Origin of the sequence: Paenibacillus sp. FSL L8-0436 (assembly GCF_038593025.1) — a bacterium.
Lineage (GTDB): Bacteria > Bacillota > Bacilli > Paenibacillales > Paenibacillaceae > Paenibacillus_AQ.
On sequence record NZ_CP151955.1, the window covers coordinates 4627685 to 4643199 of the forward strand.

The window sequence follows — 15515 nt, forward strand, 5'->3', positions numbered from 1 at the left end:
TATTATAAAGGCTAACGCGCCACAACTCCATACGGTTTTATAAAATTCGCATATTTCTCTTAACCAAAAACAAGCCATCCCCTTCATACGATCTACGGGGATGGCTTGTTCAATTATGCTTCATTACACTCTGGCCGGGCTGTCCCCGGAAGTATCAGAGCGCCGCAATCCGCTGCTGGATGCGCGGAAACAGCCCAAAGGCATTCTCGTAAAATACCTTCTCGTGATGTTGCTCAGGCACAAGCCGGCGGACGAATTCCGCATACAGGTCAATTGGGGCAAGCGGCCAATCGGTACCGAACAACATTTTCTCGTAATGGTCGGAGTACACCAGTGCCCGGCGGAAATGGTCCATGAACAAGGGTTCATTCATAAATCGTTCAAAATGGGGCCGGTCGCCGACGACAAGGCCGGACAAATCGGCATAGACGTTCGGATTCTTAGCCACCACTTCGGCAGCGTCCATCACCCAGGGATCGCCCAGATGGCAGATCATAAAGTTCACGCCCCGCTGCTGGTAGGCTAATTCATCCACGGTAAGAGGATGCGAATACTTAAGCAATCCATTCATCGAATACGTATCGCCGGTATGAATGACCACAGGCAAGGCGTATTTGGCAGCCAGCTCATAGACGGGTGTATAGATTTTGTCATAGACGTAATGATGGTAGTACCCGGCGTAGAGCTTAATTCCCGCTACCTCGGGAGCTTGCAGCCGTGCTTCGATTCGGTCAAGCTCCTCTTGGACATGGCCCCCTGCAAGCATGTTCGGGTTGATGCCAACGCATTCCATTAAGAACGGCGGAACATTGGCTTCCAAATCAAGCCCCATCGGATTGGGTGAAGTAGAGTCAGGAAAGGCACCCTTCGTCTGTTCCGTGACCCCCATACCAATGCCGAGAACGACACCGTTCTTGTCAAATTCCGCCTTGAGGCCAGCGGCTGTGTAATCGACCTTGGACAGATCCGCCGCTGTTTGATGAAAGCTGTCGATGTCAGACAGATGAATGTGTATATCAATGATCGGCATTTAAGCTCTCCTTTTCGTCAGTGGGACTGGCAAAGGCCAGCTTCAGAAGTCCCTGTACATCCTCTGGATTCAGAGGGATCTCCCCCATGATCAAGAAGGTTGGCTGTGTCCAAGCGGTTTCTCCGTTTAGAAGTGGAAGATGATGATCCACATCATGAGTGAACACCTTATTGTTCACATACACTGAAGCCCTCTGGTTGGGATAATGATTCACAACATGCAGCATATCCTTACGTGAAACCGCACCGACCCGCAAGATCCCCTTGGAATCCAGCTGAGCTTCCACTTTCCCAAGAAGGAATTTGTCTTCCCCGGGGAATTCCATCCATCCTTCAGCAAAAACAGGTGAAGGCTTGAAGTAACTCTCCTCAGATAACGAATACTGTGGCAGAACCACTCCACTTCCGTTGGTTACCGAATGCAGCATACAGAGCACCGGAACGCCGGGCAGCATAAGGTAATGCTGGTTGATTATGATCCCCCGGTTTGCCTCCTGCTTTTCGATAGAAGTGGTTAATCGCAGGCCTTTCCAGACATTGCCATGAACATCCTTCCGCTTCACCCACGCTGCGGTTCTCGGCTCCTGCTGCCGGCTGAATCCACCCATTCCGGAAATTCCTACGCCGAGACCACCGTACCAGGGATTCCACCAGGAACGCGGAATGGCTTCCGGGTAGGAGCTGTCCAGCCATTCTTCCCCTTGGTGCTTCAAGGAATGCACCACGCTTCCAAACTGAGGGGCAGCAGCTATCGAGAGTACTCCGTTACTCACCGTATAAATGGGACCCGCCGGACCTTCTTCGATCTCGCAAACAACTGTTGTTTCCGTCTGAGGGAACCAGAGACCCGACCGCTCCTGAATGCGATCCTCTCCGCGATAGACGACCCGGACCTTCTGGCCGGAGTTGCTGTGTCCCGGTGATCCCATTTCCTCAGGAGAGAGTTCAAAGCCCGCAGAGTGTAAATCCTGCTCCCTTTGCAATTCGATACCAGCCGCTCTCTGCTCCGCTCCGCGATCGTTTTGCATATACAGCTCGAGGCTTCCTGCAAGCGGGGTCATCTTTCGTTCGAGTAGTTCAGCCTGAAGCGCACCCGCCGCAAACGGATTTCCGCCGCCGAGTGTGAGTTCCAGATGATCGTCCAGCACCGGGATGACCGAATTCTTCTGCTTTCTGGCGAAGGCGCGGAATTCCGGCCACTTGGGAAAGGTGTTTAGTGCAAACACAGTTGCCTTTGTCCGCACGACCTCTCCTGCGGAAATCTGCCCAAGGTTATGCTCAAGCCCAAGCGTGTATTCCGGGCGAAGCAGCTTCAGCGAAGGGTCCCAGCAAATTCCGCAGGTGACGTTCTCTTCCTTGCAGAACATCCAGTTCTCCGTGACCTGGTCGCTGTCCCAAAGACCCGGATCACCGGCGTACGCATCGCCCATGTCCACGTAATGTCCCTGATACGGCAGGATGAGCCGCTTGCCAAAAAAGCCGAAATTCGTCAGTACATACATATTCTCATCCAGTGCTTTGCTGCTGGTGTTGCAGATCTCATGATGAAACTCAGCGATTCCGTTTGCGAATAGCTTAGCCACTGTTGTTATCTCCATACCCGGGAATTCATCCGACGCGTAGAGCGCTTCGAGAACCTGGCTCTCCCCTTCCGGGTAAATCTTCACGCTGACGGCCTGCTTCTTAGAGAATTCTTCTGCGAACGGCTTGCCTAGCTTCGGAAAGGTCCACCAGAAGTTATGGCTGGAGCCGGGATATTCAATCCACATTCCATTGTCGGACTTGTTCATATGGAGCGAGAAGGCTCCGTTCACGGCGACCCACTGATCACCCTCCTGCCCGCCGAAGCGGCCCTGCGTTCCCTTCATTAGAACGGATAGTTTACTTGTGAAGGAGAACGCCTTTTGCCCAATTGGAACGGCCGTCACTTTAATATCTTGTGAGTAAAGCCCGTAGGACAACAGGGTGAAGGGTACCGGGATAGAGGCTTTGCTCTTAGCCGGAACCGTGAAGCGTACTGCACGTTCACCCCACTGCAGGAACTCCTCCTCCGGCAAGTCAAAAGCGAACTCCGCTTCCGAGGCGAAGTTATTCTCCACGTTCAGATACAGCTCGGCCGGAAGGCCCGGATACAGCTCCCGGGTTGGCAATACAATCTTCATCTTGACCGGAAATTTCGGAGCTACACCAATACGGAACTCAGCCCGCTTGCCACCGATGATCCATTGGCTCGTCACAACCGGATGGGTCTTCTTGTCATTCTGCTCCTCCCGAACCGGACCAAGCTCGAAATCACCCTCTACAATGACCGTTTCTCCCGCAGCGAGCGTATGTGCAGCGGAGAGGTCAAACCGGATGTTCTTGTCGTTCTGGCCCTTGATCTCAATCGCCAGCTCGGAAGCAGAACGATTCTTGATCACATAACGAATCTTGTAAGCGGAACCAAACACAAGATCATGATCGTCGATTTCAGTGGAGATTTTATAGTCAGGTGTAACAAGAGCGGTCAGCCCGCGACCGGACTTCTCGAATTCTGCCCGCAAGGAGAGTTCTCCCTTTTGCCAAGTGTAATCAAAGAAATCAAAACCACGCTCCCGCCGGCCATCCGGCTGAATGGGAAGTTCGCGGGTGCTGTCTGCGTACCAATCCAGCTCCTCGAAATAGGGAGCAAGCGCTTCCGTCTGCAGAACGGTTGGAATGAAGTTCATCAGATGGACGTAATCTTCATTTTTTTCCCAGAAGAATCCGCATTTCTTATACATCGGCACAGCCTTGGTGTTGCCTGCCCAGGTAAACAGATCGAGACGAGGCCACCCTGCTTCGACGGTCTTGCGGACGGCGTTCAAAATCAGATTACGGCCTACCTTGTAACCGTGATAATCAGGTCGCACATTTAATAACGGTACGTACAAAGCCCCTTCATCTTGGCGGTAATGTGCAAAACTGCAGAATCCGACCACCTCTTTGCCATCGACAGCGAGAAATACATGAAGATTGGCTGAAACCTCCATCTCCCTGCGCACACTGTCTTCTGTTCTGTGGTTGGTGCCGCCGCCCCAGCTTTCGTTACTGCGGTTCCACATCTCCGCGACCGCCCCAGCGTAAGAAGGATCGTATTCAATAATGCGGATTTGTTCCGTAGGGATAATTGCTGTCATGAGCTCATCTCCTTATGTTTCAAATATGGATATGTAATCTTCTTTAGCAGAGCAATAATAGCCCTATAAGTTCTCATTATACTATTAATTGGAAGACCATTACGAGGGCTAAAACTCTTATACTTAAAGAGTACATAGCACAGTCTGACCCTATTATAGGAAATAGCGGCAGCCATGGACGACGAAATTATGTCCGGACTGCCGCTGTTTTATTGGAGTATCGTTCTCTCTTAACCTATTCCCATTCCCGGCTCCGGCACTAGCATGAGAATGACAATACCTGCGATGAACAGGACGACAAGGCTGAAGACCCCCATGTTCGTGTGGCCGGTGAGCTGCGCGGTGACTCCGATTAGAAGAGGCCCCAGAATCGATGCGAACTTGTCGAAAATATTATAAAACCCGAAAAACCGGTTAGCGTTCTCCTTCGGCACCATCCGTGCGAAGTAAGCCCGGCTCAACGCCTGAATGCCGCCTTGCGAGGTGGCGACCAGCATCGCAAGCACCCAGAAGTCGAACACCGACTTCATGAAATACGCGTAGATACATACGATGATGTAGACGCAGATACCGACATATAACATGGTTTTGCCCGAGAACCGATCCGCCAGACGCCCGTACAACATCGCAAATGGAGCAGCGACGACTTGCGTGACGAACAATATAATAAGCAAATCAGTCGATTTGATGCCGAGATCAGTTCCATAAGCAGTTGACATCGTAATGATTGTCCCGACGCCGTCGATATAGAAAAAATAAGCGAGCAAGAAAAGGAAAATCGCGCGATGCTGCTTGATTTGCTTTAAGGTCTCGTAGAGACGCTTGAAGCTGTTCGCGATAATTCGCGGCTCGCGGTTCAAGTAATGCTTCTGGTGTACATTGCGGAGCATGGGTAAGGTGAAGATGCCCCACCAGAGGGCCGTAATGAAGAAAGCGATTTGGCTCGCCACCGTGACGGAGATCGGCAGAATTTCTTGCTCAGCAAGAAGAATGATCGCGATGCTGATGATAAAAGGAATCGTGCTGCCTATATACCCGATCGCAAATCCGCGGGCAGACACCTTATTCATCCGTTCGTTGTCGGTGACGTCTACTAGGAAGGCATCGTAAAACACATTGGAGCCCGCCGACCCGATCGCGATGAACATATAGCAGATGAGCAGCAGCTCCCAACTGTCGTTCGGAATAAACGTGAGCAGCGCGGTAGTTACTATGCCGAGCAAGCTGAAGCAGGCGAAAAACGTTTTTTTGAACCCTTGATAATCGGCAATTGTGCCCAGGATCGGGCCTAGCAGAGCAAGGATACACGTCGAAACTGCAACAGCATATCCCAGGTAGGCCGTAGAATCCGCGGCACTAATGCCAGCATCCTGAGCTGCTGCTTTGTAGAAGAGCGGGAAGACAGCCGTCGAGATGATGATGGAGTAGGCGGAATGACCCCAGTCGTACCACATCCAGCTTTTTTCTTCCTTCGAATATGTACTCATAAACTGGACCTCCTGAATGAACTGAATGCTTTTATGTATAGGATCTGTGAGTTGGGACAGGGAGAGGTGACTCATAAAGGAAGTATAAGGCTTGAAATCGCAAAAATAACACGATATTTGTAAAAATTGCTGGATATAGATTTAAAAAAGAGCGACGAAGATGATCAAGAAAAAAAAACAAATTAGGCATTAGTCGTTACAGAGATAGGGACAGATACATATTATGGGGTGTAAGTTATCGCAAAGGAGGAACAATAATGAGTGGTTGTGCAGGATTCGGAGGGTATACTTCTACTACTGTCATCTTGGTGCTTTACATTCTGTTGGTAATTGTTCTCAGAACGTTCTAAAATTATATTAAAAAAACAAGAGCCTACGTAATGGAGGCTCTTTTCCCATTTATGTTATGTGTACAATAAAGTAATGACAAGCAGCTCGTACAGGACAAGAGTTAGAATCATCTCATCACTAATGTAAGAAGGACTTCCGAAAAAAGCACGCTGCCCTCCTTGCTTTGGAACTGCGAAATACAGTAAGCCTCTGTCACAATGCACAATTCTCCCGACGTAAACTTGGCCGTCCAGGGTTTCAATTCTGACAATTTGATTACCATGTTGTTTGCATATATGCTGTAGGTGGCTTCTAATGTTTTTTAAGTTTTGAACAGATTGGCTGTCTGCTTGATACAAAACTTTTTGCTGATATCCTGCAGTTTGAAAACTCATGGTTAACACTCCCTTCCTAATAAACTAATACATCATATGCCTAGTGCAATTACGTGGTTCGTTGCTTTAGAAAAAAGTTCTATGAACCTCCTCCCTTCCTTTTATTTGAAATGAACCCGTTTTATTTGGTATAACTATAAACAAACTGTTAGGGAGGTGAGCTCATATGAACCATAAACTGCTTAAAGCACTAAATAAGCTGTACAAGTACCCTAATTACGATTACGACAGAGAGAGGGAAGTAAGCCTCTACCTGTTGGATACCCTGTCACCTGCCGATCGTGAACTGCTGGAACAGCACCATTGGCAGGCTAATGATATCGGGCACATCACACATGATTCTGTGATTCACAGCCTGACCTCGATGCAGGCGAATGCAAACCTTTCGTGGAAGGTGATTGCCGCCGCTTTTGTCACAGGTGTAGGAGGCAGCTTCCCACGGGGAATCTCCCCTTTGACCAGTTATCACCAAATGCTTCACACCCGCCCGCATCGTTATGAAGAAGCAGAACGTTTCCGCTTTTGTAAAGTGTGCGGGTTCAGCCACAACGATGAAGGCTGGACAAACGCATCCTATATTAGATATGCCATTCACTTAGGGAATGTATATGGAAATAGTCCAATCGGCGCCTATGTGGACATAACCGAGTTTGCGCAAATCATAAAGAATGAGCCTATAATCCCGAGTAGCGAGGATATTGCCGTTTTTAATCGGCTGCTCCGCAGTCTCGCTGAGGCGCCGGAAGATGAGACTCCAGGTAAATATGAGAAACGCCTAACCTCCATGAAGCTGGTTAAAGGAACGGCAGGTGTGCGCCGGGGTATCCTGCAATCACTGGCAACGGTCGGCATCCTGCCCAATCAGGTGTTGGAGCTTCAAGCTGATCGTTGGAGCAATAGGGAAGACATTGTAAACGGAGAACTGCAGTTGAACAATACAAGAGGCCGGTCCGACATGGAAATGCCGTGGGCGGGATGGTACGGAGGCCTTGGGGTGGATTGGGACAAGGCGCAGCAGTTATTTGGCGAATGGATACAGCCCTAATATTAAAGCCCCTGCCATTAATGGCAAGGGCTTATTCCCATTCATCCTATCAGTATTTGCAGCATCATAAATCCTACAAATTAATCTGCAAAAGCATCAACTAGAATATATCTTAGTGAATCTGCAAGAATTGTATTTGTTGTTTGAACGGAGAATGTGTTGCCAGGTTTGATTTGATCCTTATTGTATACATCAAAAGAACCGAAATTCGAATCTTGAACATAAAAACGCAAATAGTTTCCTTTGCCTAATGACGATTCCCCCTCGTTGAGGGCCGTCACATTTACATTAATGATGGGTATTCCGGCTTTGTTGATTGTCGTTTGAATAGTGGAGTTTATAGGCCTAACCTTCGTATCGGATTTCCCGAGATGTCCCTCATCACTTACTACTCCCGAAGGCAAGTAGGCCGGATCGAGATTTAAACTTACAAGTCCTTTATTATGTTCCCAGGTAGTCTCAATATGGAGTGCTTTAGTGACTACGCTCAATGGAATGAACATACTTTCTTTGATTAAAGCTGGTACGGTATCCATCTCGGATTTCACATTATTTATTTCAATCTCTTTTGACCCAACTGTCATTTTTATAGTATAGTTCTTCTCTTCTTCCTTTAGATAGTTCTTTCTTGTGATCATAGCGTTTTTTGTCTTAGCATCATAATTCACGTCAGCAGCCAATAAATCAGATATGCTGCGCAATGGAACCATTAGGCGATTTTTGTTATCAACATATGGTGCGAGGGGAGCGGTGTATGCCACATAGAACTGATTAATTTTCAACAATAATGGTGATTTAACCGGTGCAGATGGAGTGGATGCTGCATTTGCTACAGGGATCGATGAACAAGTTGTTATCAGAAGACAAAGCATCATTATCTTTCGTTTCATGAACACATGTATCAACCTTTCAAGATAAAGTAGTAAAGACACCTTTTATTTTCTTGTGAAAAGTCAGCACAAATCGGCACATTTAAGTGCCGTCTGCAAATTATGATCTATAAGAGTCATGTGTGGGACGAAACAAATCTTCCTCGGAATCTCTGACCATAGAAAAGTGCTCGACATTGTAGTGCCCATGTAACGTTTTATTGTGATGCCTGATGATCTGTTCTGCACTTAAAACATCAGTGTCCGTTGTAGAATGTCCATCCCCAACCAAGGTGACATCCATATTACTGACCGTAGCAGTCCGGACTGCAGTATCGATACAGTGCTGAGTTTTGCAACCCATAATGACCACATGCCCAATCTGCTGATCTTTCAGGTATTGAAGAAGTCCTGTCCCGTGAAAAGAATTGGTTGCCAGCTTATCAAAGACTTTGGCATCCGCAGACTTATTGATTTCATGGTGCACTTGAAAGCCTGCACCTTTTCCCTCCGCTACATCGAGGTCCCTTACAAACACAACTTCGACACCTGCTTCTTGGGCTCGTTCAATCACTTTATTAATATTTCGGATAAGCTGTGCTTTGTTAACTACCGCACTTTCCTGTTCATTTCCATCAATTAACTCTTGCTGCGCATCGATAATTAATAATACCTGATTCAAATTGATTTTCCCCTTTCAGATGGCGGGGAACGTTAACGGATATGATTAGTTGACGTTATCCCCATATTGTTTTTTTCACTGGCATTGTTTTTCATAATATCTACCTCCCGAGAAAAATAGTGTATCCACTTAAGGGTGAACCTTTAAGACTTTATTAGTCAGGTGCCGCAGAAAGTCCTATAGGGTCGGGTGGATTCCTCTGGCAGTGAATTGTAGTCATCCTGATCTGAAGAGTAGGCGTATGGGTTCGCAAGCACACCAAGAAGCCGCTCCAGCACACTAAAGTCCTCTTCTCTCACTGCTGCTTCGAGCGCTTCTTCTACTCGGTGGTTGCGTGGAATTACCGCTGGATTGCTGGCGCGCATTAGCTGCTGCGAAGCGTCTTGCGATTCCTCCTGCCTGCCCAGTCTCGCCTGCCAAAGTTCAACCCACCCGGTAAATTCAGGTGTTCCATGCAAAACCGTTTCTTCCGGCTTATTTAAAGTTAAGGCCCGGAAAGTATGGGTATAGTCGGCACGATACTGTTGCATCATTTCCAGCAAGCCTTCGATAAGGGATTCATCCTGCGGTTCTTCGTTAAAGATTCCAAGCTTCGCCCTCATTCCTGCGAGCCAATGGCTGAGGAATATCTCTTGAAAATCTGCAATCGCATCCTCGGCAAGGCTGATCGCCTCGCCCTTGTCTTCATGCAGCAGCGGCAGCAGCGTTTCCGCAAATCTTGCGAGATTCCACGCAGCAATCCCCGGCTGATTGCCATAGGCATACCGGCCTTGAAGATCTATCGAGCTGAATACTGTCGCAGGATCATAGACATCCATGAAGGCACAAGGACCGTAGTCAATGGTTTCTCCACTTAGCGCCATGTTGTCGGTATTCATCACTCCATGAATAAACCCGACCAGCTGCCACTTAGCAATCAGCTCGGCCTGACGTTTGATCACTTCCCGAAGCAGCACAAGATAACGGTTCGGATCAGAGTCAGCTCCCGGATAATGTCTGTGCAGCGTGTAATCTGCCAGAGCCTGAAGATCCTTGTCAGTGCCCCATGCGGAGACATATTGAAAAGTACCGACACGCAGATGACTGGCAGCTACACGAGTCAATATAGCACCCGGCTGCTCGGTCTCGCGGAATATCGGCTCCCCTGTAGTGACTACCGCCAAGCTGCGGGTGGTAGGAATACCAAGCGCATGCATGGCTTCACTGATAATATATTCGCGAAGCATTGGCCCGAGCGCTGCCCGTCCATCGCCTCCGCGGGAGTATGGCGTTCTACCTGCACCCTTAAGCTGAATATCAAATCTCTCGCCTTCTGGCGTAATCTGTTCACCAAGAAGCACAGCCCTGCCGTCACCTAACCTGTTAAAGTGTCCGAATTGATGCCCTGCATAAGCTTGGGCAAGTGAATCAGCACCTTCAGGAATTTCGTTGCCTGCGAGCACTGCAGCACCATCATCGCTACGCAGTGCCGGACCCTTCAACCCAAGAGATGCTGCCAAGGGTTCATTGAAAATCACCAGCTTCGGCAGTCGTACAGAATCCGGTTTGAGCCTTGTATACAGCGATTCGGGAAGAGAAACATAACTGTTGTCGAAATTCCATCCTGCATCTATTTTCTCCGTCATAATATCTCCTTTATCCGAAATTTATTCTTCAATTTTATGATCACATAACCAATTCATAATGCTTTGCGAGCCGGCGGCAGCTATGCCGTGTTGAACTTGATCGAGCTCAAGTTCTTCTACAGCCTCTTTGACTAATTCAGCTGATCCAAATTCGCCTACATGCGCTTTTAGCAGCAATCCTTTTTCTTTCGCTTTTCTGTATACTTTTTTGAAGGAAGGAACAGCAAATTCATCGCCAAACATATCCAACGATTGGAAATAATTCTGAGCGAAATATTGATCTAACTTTTCATTTATCTCATCAATAGGAGTATAGGATAAGAATGCAATTTCCGGTACAAAAGTAACATCCCGAGCAACACTCTGATGAATCCTTTTTAATGCTTTAACCAAATCCTCAATGGATTGATCATAAACAGCCTCTTCTCCTATTGAAACGCTCATATGAAGCAGCTGTACACCATCCAACTTTGCCTGCATAAATGCGGCTTCGAGACGTTTTTCATACCCTAATCTTCCCTGAAATAATGGTTTTATGTATTGCGCATTCCATTGATTCATTTCGCCCAGATCTTTAAACTTCGGACAATCAGGTATTTTCACCCCGGCCCATTCTTCGATATACTTCTTATTACCGCCTCTTGGAAGATGGTTGTGCAAATCCCCTTTTGGTATTTTTCTCATCTCAGCCAAATCATTACTTTCCAACGCTTTACAAAATCTTTCCTTCATCCAGCACCTCCTGAATACCGCTCCTCCAGTTCCAAATCCCCCTCCATTGCCCCTTTTCCTTATCTCAAGTATTTAAGTTCAATTTATATGTCGCTAAAATTCCTTGGATGTAACCGGTCAGCTCTTGTGCCGCTTGCTTATGGGCCAATACTCCCGGATGGCTTCTTGCACCTATAGTTTCATTCGTCATATTCGGAAGTTGAAATACAGAAACCTTCTTGTCGCCTGTTCTCTTGGCATAACGGTCTACACCACGATGAATCGCCGGCATCATCGGGATGCCCAGCATTCCATAGGCCCAGATGATGTGCGCAGTTTTATTATTAGTTCTGAGCTTCAGAAGAAACTTCTCAACAGCCAACTCGAATGCCGCCAAATCCGCTTCATTATAAGTCCCGTCCTCATTTAGCCGTTGATTATGAATCTTCCCGCTATCTTCATCGTGCCATCCCGGAGAATGAAAAGCACCGTCATCATTGGTTCCGAGATTAACCACCACCACATCCGGCTGCCAAGAATCAAAATCATTTGCTGAAAAAGCTCCTAACGCTGCATTTTTCGCACCGGCAAGCAGCCCGCATACCTGCTCGTAGGTTTCAGGAAGATTGGCATGCGGATTATTATCCCAGCTAGTAAGCACGCCCCATCCGCTTTGCGAAATAACCCGATATTCTGCGTTCAAAGCGTCAGCCGTCATTGCCGTATAATTATGTATTGCGCTGAACCACATCGGGATCCAGTCTTCTTCACTTTTGGCTCCGATGACGCCTTCTCCGGAAGTAATGCTGTCGCCAATAAACTCAAATTTATAGGGCCTAGCTTCAACAGGCACAAATTCCCCATCCGTCTTCACGGCGTGGATTTGCATGTAGCAGCCCGGATCTCCGCTCATAGCCTGCACATCTTTTACAACCCGGACATTCTTCACAGTATCCTCATTCATCCCTCTGAAAACACAGACCCAGTACCTTCCCGCGGTTAACATTTGTCTGCTTACAGGTACAGAGTTGATGAGTATACTAATCCAAGGCTCGTACTGGTCATATCCGGACTCCACTTCAATCCAGAGCTCCGAAGCCTTTACGTTGAATTCAACCGCACTTCCTGTCCAGAACAAGGTTACCGGGTCCAGGCAGCCTGTTGTTCTGCCATGAACCTTCAAATGTTCGATCCCGGAGCATGGATATGTCTGCAATGCTTCATTTTTGTGCATCAAATTCCCTCCAATTTATGGTTTTAACCCACAGGAGATCTGTAAACTTCTCTACATCCATTGATACATCATAACAATAGAGGAGATCAGGTTAGTCAGCCCATGCAGGACCCAACCTGGTATAATCGAGCCGGCAGATAACTTCTCGTCCAACAGTCCGATGCTCCAGCCCACAAAGCCTGCAAGAATCATTACAACTACAGAATGAAATAATCCGGCACTACTGTATAACATAACAGCATGTACGGCGCCAAACAATAGAGCCTGGGCACTGTTCCCAATTGCAAATCCGAACTTCGAGCTTAGCCGTTTGCCAATGAATCCGCGGAACAGAATCTCTTCGGACAAACTCGTCTGCATCCATGAATAGATCAACGCCGGAATCAGACCCTTAAGACCTGTACCGTAAAACTGCGAGCTGGCCAAAGTATCCTTATCCAGCATATAGATTGTAGTAAGCATTCCCAAGCTGGTGAATATAGTCACTGTAAGGATGAAGCACAGGATGAACTGCCTTCTGGAAACCACTTGAGGTTTCTTCCAGCCAATCCACTTTACAAACGAAGATGTCTTTCTGCTTGTAAAGAACCAGTATACATAGGGAATAGAGGTAAACAAGATAAGCTGAAGGACTGCACTGATGAGCAATGACAATGTCAACGGAATAACCTCCTTAAAATAAAGAACAGCCTCACTTTATCATGGACTGCTTCTCTGAGACGGGAGGAGACCGTAACTTGCCCGGTTGATGGAGTAATTGGCATCTGATAGCTACCCGGGCACTGGCAATACCGCCAGCATCATGAACTGCTGATCCTCATATCTAAAACTGACACTTCCTTGAAGCTGCTGAACGGCATACTCAATACTTTCGATTCCGAACCCTTTGCTGCCTAAGTTCCGCTTGCTGGATAAAAAGGAACCGTGTCCGTCCTCCGTGAGCAGAGATGCGGGATTCTTCAGGGAAATCACCAATAATTCGTCATTATAAATCACTTCCAGCTCAATTGAATACGGCCCTGGCTGGGGTAATCTCTGAACTCCTTCAATCGCATTGTCGAGGGAATTGCCAAGGATTATCGCAATATTCCCCTCTTTGCCTGCAAGCGACAAGTCCTGAGGAATGCGAAAATGAGGTTGCATTGCAACCTTATTCAGTTCGGCTATAGCGATCTTCTCGTTATAGATCGCATCAATAGCTATGTTTCCAGAAGAGATAGATTTTTCTCCCGGCCTATGCTTCAAAGCAACCTCCGCAACATAAGCGCTGGCTTCTTGTACAGCTCCTGCTTCCAGCAGAGAATGAATGAGGAGCAGAACATGATTCAGATCATGCCGCAAGCGCTTTGCTTCTTGATTCTCTTTTAGTTTACCTGTGTATTCCGTCACTTGCTGCTCCAGCACATGATTATGGAATTCTACCTGCATCCGTTTCATTAACTTATGGTACATAAACATTACAGCAATGTTAATGACAAGAATACCTAACAGGATGATCACAAATTCAAGCGGGATATTGGAAGGCTTGAACCCATTCCCCCTTATATTCACAATAATAATGAGCAAAGAGCCGGCCGAAACCAGATTCAGCACAGCCCAATCCTGATTCGACAGTAACGTTGTGTTGTCAACTTGGAATAACCGCAACAATAGCAGACATAACATGATGCTTAGCAAAATAACAACGATGAAACTGAAAGACAGCCATAAGAAATTGGCGTTATCCATTCGCTCGGGATCGAGCGGGATATACTGAACCCCGTACCACACCAGCATTTCAATAACAACTGTAAATACTGTATAGAAACTGCTGAAGAACAGCTTTTGCAGCACACTGCCGCGAAAATAAACGGTCGTAATCAAACTATATACTAGGAGGTGAAGGACAACCGAAACAACCGGCGGCAAGCTGACTGCGGTAAGTGATTTAACCATATAAACGAGAATAAGGCAGCCTACGAATGACTTCTTGCTCCTGTTCAGGATTAGAAATTTTTTTAGAAAAATATAGAATGCAAACCCCTGCGGAGCATAAATAAGGATGAGCATAAACACACCGAGCAAAAAGTAGGGACTATTCTCCTGAATGAAGGACATCTATCTAAGAAGCCTCTTTTCTATAAAGGCATGGTACGAGCGTAAAGAATCAGAGCTTCTACTGCGGCTGACAGGAAGTTCCACTCCGTTCTTCAATTGAATAAGCTCTTTACTTAAAGAACGGACATACAGCCAATTCACAAGGTATCCCGTATGTACGCGACAAAAATCATGCGGCCAGAGCCGTCCCTCCAACTCCCCCAATTTGCCGTAATATGAATAAGTAGCGTTTTCAGTACACAGGACCAATTTTTTTCCCCGTTCTACCGTGATATACATAATGTCATCTACTTTTAAATTATAGTCCATATGATGGATTGAGAATGACAGCACATTGCTTCTTTGCATGCATTGCTGGACGGCCTTGACTGTCGCGGCCTGCAGTTCATGTTCATCAATGGGTTTCAGCAAATAACGGAACGGATGAACCTCAAAGCTTCTTCTCATATAACTGGTGTGACTGGTGACATAGATGATTAACACGCCTGCATCTTCTAGCCGGATCTTCTCTGCGACTTCTATGCCGTTATACCCGGGCATCTCCATATCCAGATAAACAATATCGTAAGCAGTAGAGCTCATGGCCGTAAGCAAGGATTCACCTGATTCAAAAATCTCAATGGTGCCAGTTATCCCCTGCAGGTTCATCAGCAGCTTCATTAGCAATTCTTCCAATCTTGAGGCCTCTGTCCTCTGGTCGTCACAAATAGCAATGTGAAGATTCATAATATGTATCCCTCCAAGTGAAACGTATTCTATCATATTATCAAATGGAAAAATATGAAGATCAAGTGTGATAAAAAGCGCAGATAACATTCCTATATAGGAATATCCTGTACAGGAGGAAGGTGGT

The 15515-nt window shown here is 47.0% G+C and carries 14 protein-coding genes; 2 read left to right on the plus strand and 12 right to left on the minus strand.

What is annotated here, in order from left to right; all coding sequences use genetic code 11:
* Window positions 1-154: 154 nt before the first annotated feature.
* From NSS79_RS21245 to NSS79_RS21255, 3 genes are all read right to left on the minus strand, one after another.
* Complete coding sequence (locus NSS79_RS21245; protein WP_342436028.1) at window positions 155-1030, minus strand: amidohydrolase family protein; 876 nt, start codon at window positions 1028-1030, stop codon at window positions 155-157.
* The gene (locus NSS79_RS21250; protein WP_342436029.1) at window positions 1017-4187 is read right to left on the minus strand and encodes a GNAT family N-acetyltransferase; all 3171 of its coding nucleotides are present in this window, start codon (window positions 4185-4187) and stop codon (window positions 1017-1019) included. The genes NSS79_RS21245 and NSS79_RS21250 overlap by 14 nt, the downstream gene beginning before the upstream one ends.
* Window positions 4188-4417: 230 nt before the next feature.
* Complete coding sequence (locus tag NSS79_RS21255) at window positions 4418-5674, minus strand: MFS transporter (protein WP_342436030.1); 1257 nt, start codon at window positions 5672-5674, stop codon at window positions 4418-4420.
* Window positions 5675-5931: 257 nt separating this feature from the next.
* Between NSS79_RS21255 and NSS79_RS21260 the strand changes: the two genes are divergently transcribed.
* Complete coding sequence (locus tag NSS79_RS21260) at window positions 5932-6024, plus strand: YjcZ family sporulation protein (RefSeq protein WP_231578298.1); 93 nt, start codon at window positions 5932-5934, stop codon at window positions 6022-6024.
* A gap of 54 nt (window positions 6025-6078) precedes the next feature.
* Here the strand turns inward: NSS79_RS21260 and NSS79_RS21265 are convergent, their stop codons facing one another.
* Window positions 6079-6399, minus strand: coding sequence for a hypothetical protein (locus tag NSS79_RS21265; protein ID WP_342436031.1), 321 nt, complete (start codon window positions 6397-6399; stop codon window positions 6079-6081).
* A 166-nt stretch (window positions 6400-6565) separates the two neighbouring features.
* Here NSS79_RS21265 and NSS79_RS21270 point away from each other — a divergent pair, with 166 nt between their 5' ends.
* On the plus strand, window positions 6566-7444 hold the full coding sequence (locus tag NSS79_RS21270; protein WP_342436032.1) for a hypothetical protein: 879 nt from the start codon (window positions 6566-6568) through the stop codon (window positions 7442-7444).
* An 80-nt stretch (window positions 7445-7524) separates the two neighbouring features.
* On the opposite strand, the gene NSS79_RS21275 is transcribed toward NSS79_RS21270, so the two are convergent.
* From NSS79_RS21275 to NSS79_RS21310, 8 genes are all read right to left on the minus strand, one after another.
* On the minus strand, window positions 7525-8334 hold the full coding sequence (locus NSS79_RS21275) for a copper amine oxidase N-terminal domain-containing protein (RefSeq protein ID WP_342436033.1): 810 nt from the start codon (window positions 8332-8334) through the stop codon (window positions 7525-7527).
* Between the two features lie 100 nt (window positions 8335-8434).
* Window positions 8435-8995, minus strand: a complete 561-nt coding sequence (locus tag NSS79_RS21280) for an isochorismatase family protein (RefSeq protein ID WP_342436034.1) — start codon at window positions 8993-8995, stop codon at window positions 8435-8437.
* A 158-nt stretch (window positions 8996-9153) separates the two neighbouring features.
* Window positions 9154-10620: a YdiU family protein gene (locus NSS79_RS21285; RefSeq protein WP_342436035.1), complete on the minus strand. Its 1467-nt coding sequence runs from the start codon at window positions 10618-10620 to the stop codon at window positions 9154-9156.
* A 21-nt stretch (window positions 10621-10641) separates the two neighbouring features.
* Window positions 10642-11352 carry a hypothetical protein gene (locus NSS79_RS21290; protein ID WP_342436036.1) on the minus strand — a complete coding sequence of 237 codons (711 nt, stop codon included), beginning with the start codon at window positions 11350-11352 and terminating at the stop codon, window positions 10642-10644.
* Between the two features lie 64 nt (window positions 11353-11416).
* Window positions 11417-12565 (minus strand): GDSL-type esterase/lipase family protein, encoded by a 1149-nt coding sequence (locus NSS79_RS21295; RefSeq protein ID WP_342436037.1) that lies wholly within the window; start codon window positions 12563-12565, stop codon window positions 11417-11419.
* A gap of 51 nt (window positions 12566-12616) precedes the next feature.
* Complete coding sequence (locus NSS79_RS21300; RefSeq protein ID WP_342436038.1) at window positions 12617-13225, minus strand: CPBP family intramembrane glutamic endopeptidase; 609 nt, start codon at window positions 13223-13225, stop codon at window positions 12617-12619.
* 111 nt (window positions 13226-13336) lie between these two features.
* Window positions 13337-14662, minus strand: coding sequence for a GHKL domain-containing protein (locus NSS79_RS21305; protein WP_342436039.1), 1326 nt, complete (start codon window positions 14660-14662; stop codon window positions 13337-13339).
* Window positions 14663-15388: a LytTR family DNA-binding domain-containing protein gene (locus tag NSS79_RS21310; protein WP_341379035.1), complete on the minus strand. Its 726-nt coding sequence runs from the start codon at window positions 15386-15388 to the stop codon at window positions 14663-14665.
* Window positions 15389-15515 lie beyond the last annotated feature (127 nt).

Bases quoted from the DNA above. Each gene is read 5' to 3' on its own strand.
- NSS79_RS21305 (WP_342436039.1), bottom strand. From the start codon at position 14,662: ATGTCCTTCATTCAGGAGAATAGTCCCTACTTTTTGCTCGGTGTGTTT.
- NSS79_RS21255 (WP_342436030.1), bottom strand. From the start codon at position 5,674: ATGAGTACATATTCGAAGGAAGAAAAAAGCTGGATGTGGTACGACTGG.
- NSS79_RS21270 (WP_342436032.1), top strand. From the start codon at position 6,566: ATGAACCATAAACTGCTTAAAGCACTAAATAAGCTGTACAAGTACCCT.
- NSS79_RS21290 (WP_342436036.1), bottom strand. From the start codon at position 11,352: ATGAAGGAAAGATTTTGTAAAGCGTTGGAAAGTAATGATTTGGCTGAG.
- NSS79_RS21250 (WP_342436029.1), bottom strand. From the start codon at position 4,187: ATGACAGCAATTATCCCTACGGAACAAATCCGCATTATTGAATACGAT.
- NSS79_RS21310 (WP_341379035.1), bottom strand. From the start codon at position 15,388: ATGAATCTTCACATTGCTATTTGTGACGACCAGAGGACAGAGGCCTCA.
- NSS79_RS21295 (WP_342436037.1), bottom strand. From the start codon at position 12,565: ATGCACAAAAATGAAGCATTGCAGACATATCCATGCTCCGGGATCGAA.
- NSS79_RS21285 (WP_342436035.1), bottom strand. From the start codon at position 10,620: ATGACGGAGAAAATAGATGCAGGATGGAATTTCGACAACAGTTATGTT.
- NSS79_RS21265 (WP_342436031.1), bottom strand. From the start codon at position 6,399: ATGAGTTTTCAAACTGCAGGATATCAGCAAAAAGTTTTGTATCAAGCA.
- NSS79_RS21245 (WP_342436028.1), bottom strand. From the start codon at position 1,030: ATGCCGATCATTGATATACACATTCATCTGTCTGACATCGACAGCTTT.
- NSS79_RS21260 (WP_231578298.1), top strand. From the start codon at position 5,932: ATGAGTGGTTGTGCAGGATTCGGAGGGTATACTTCTACTACTGTCATC.
- NSS79_RS21275 (WP_342436033.1), bottom strand. From the start codon at position 8,334: ATGAAACGAAAGATAATGATGCTTTGTCTTCTGATAACAACTTGTTCA.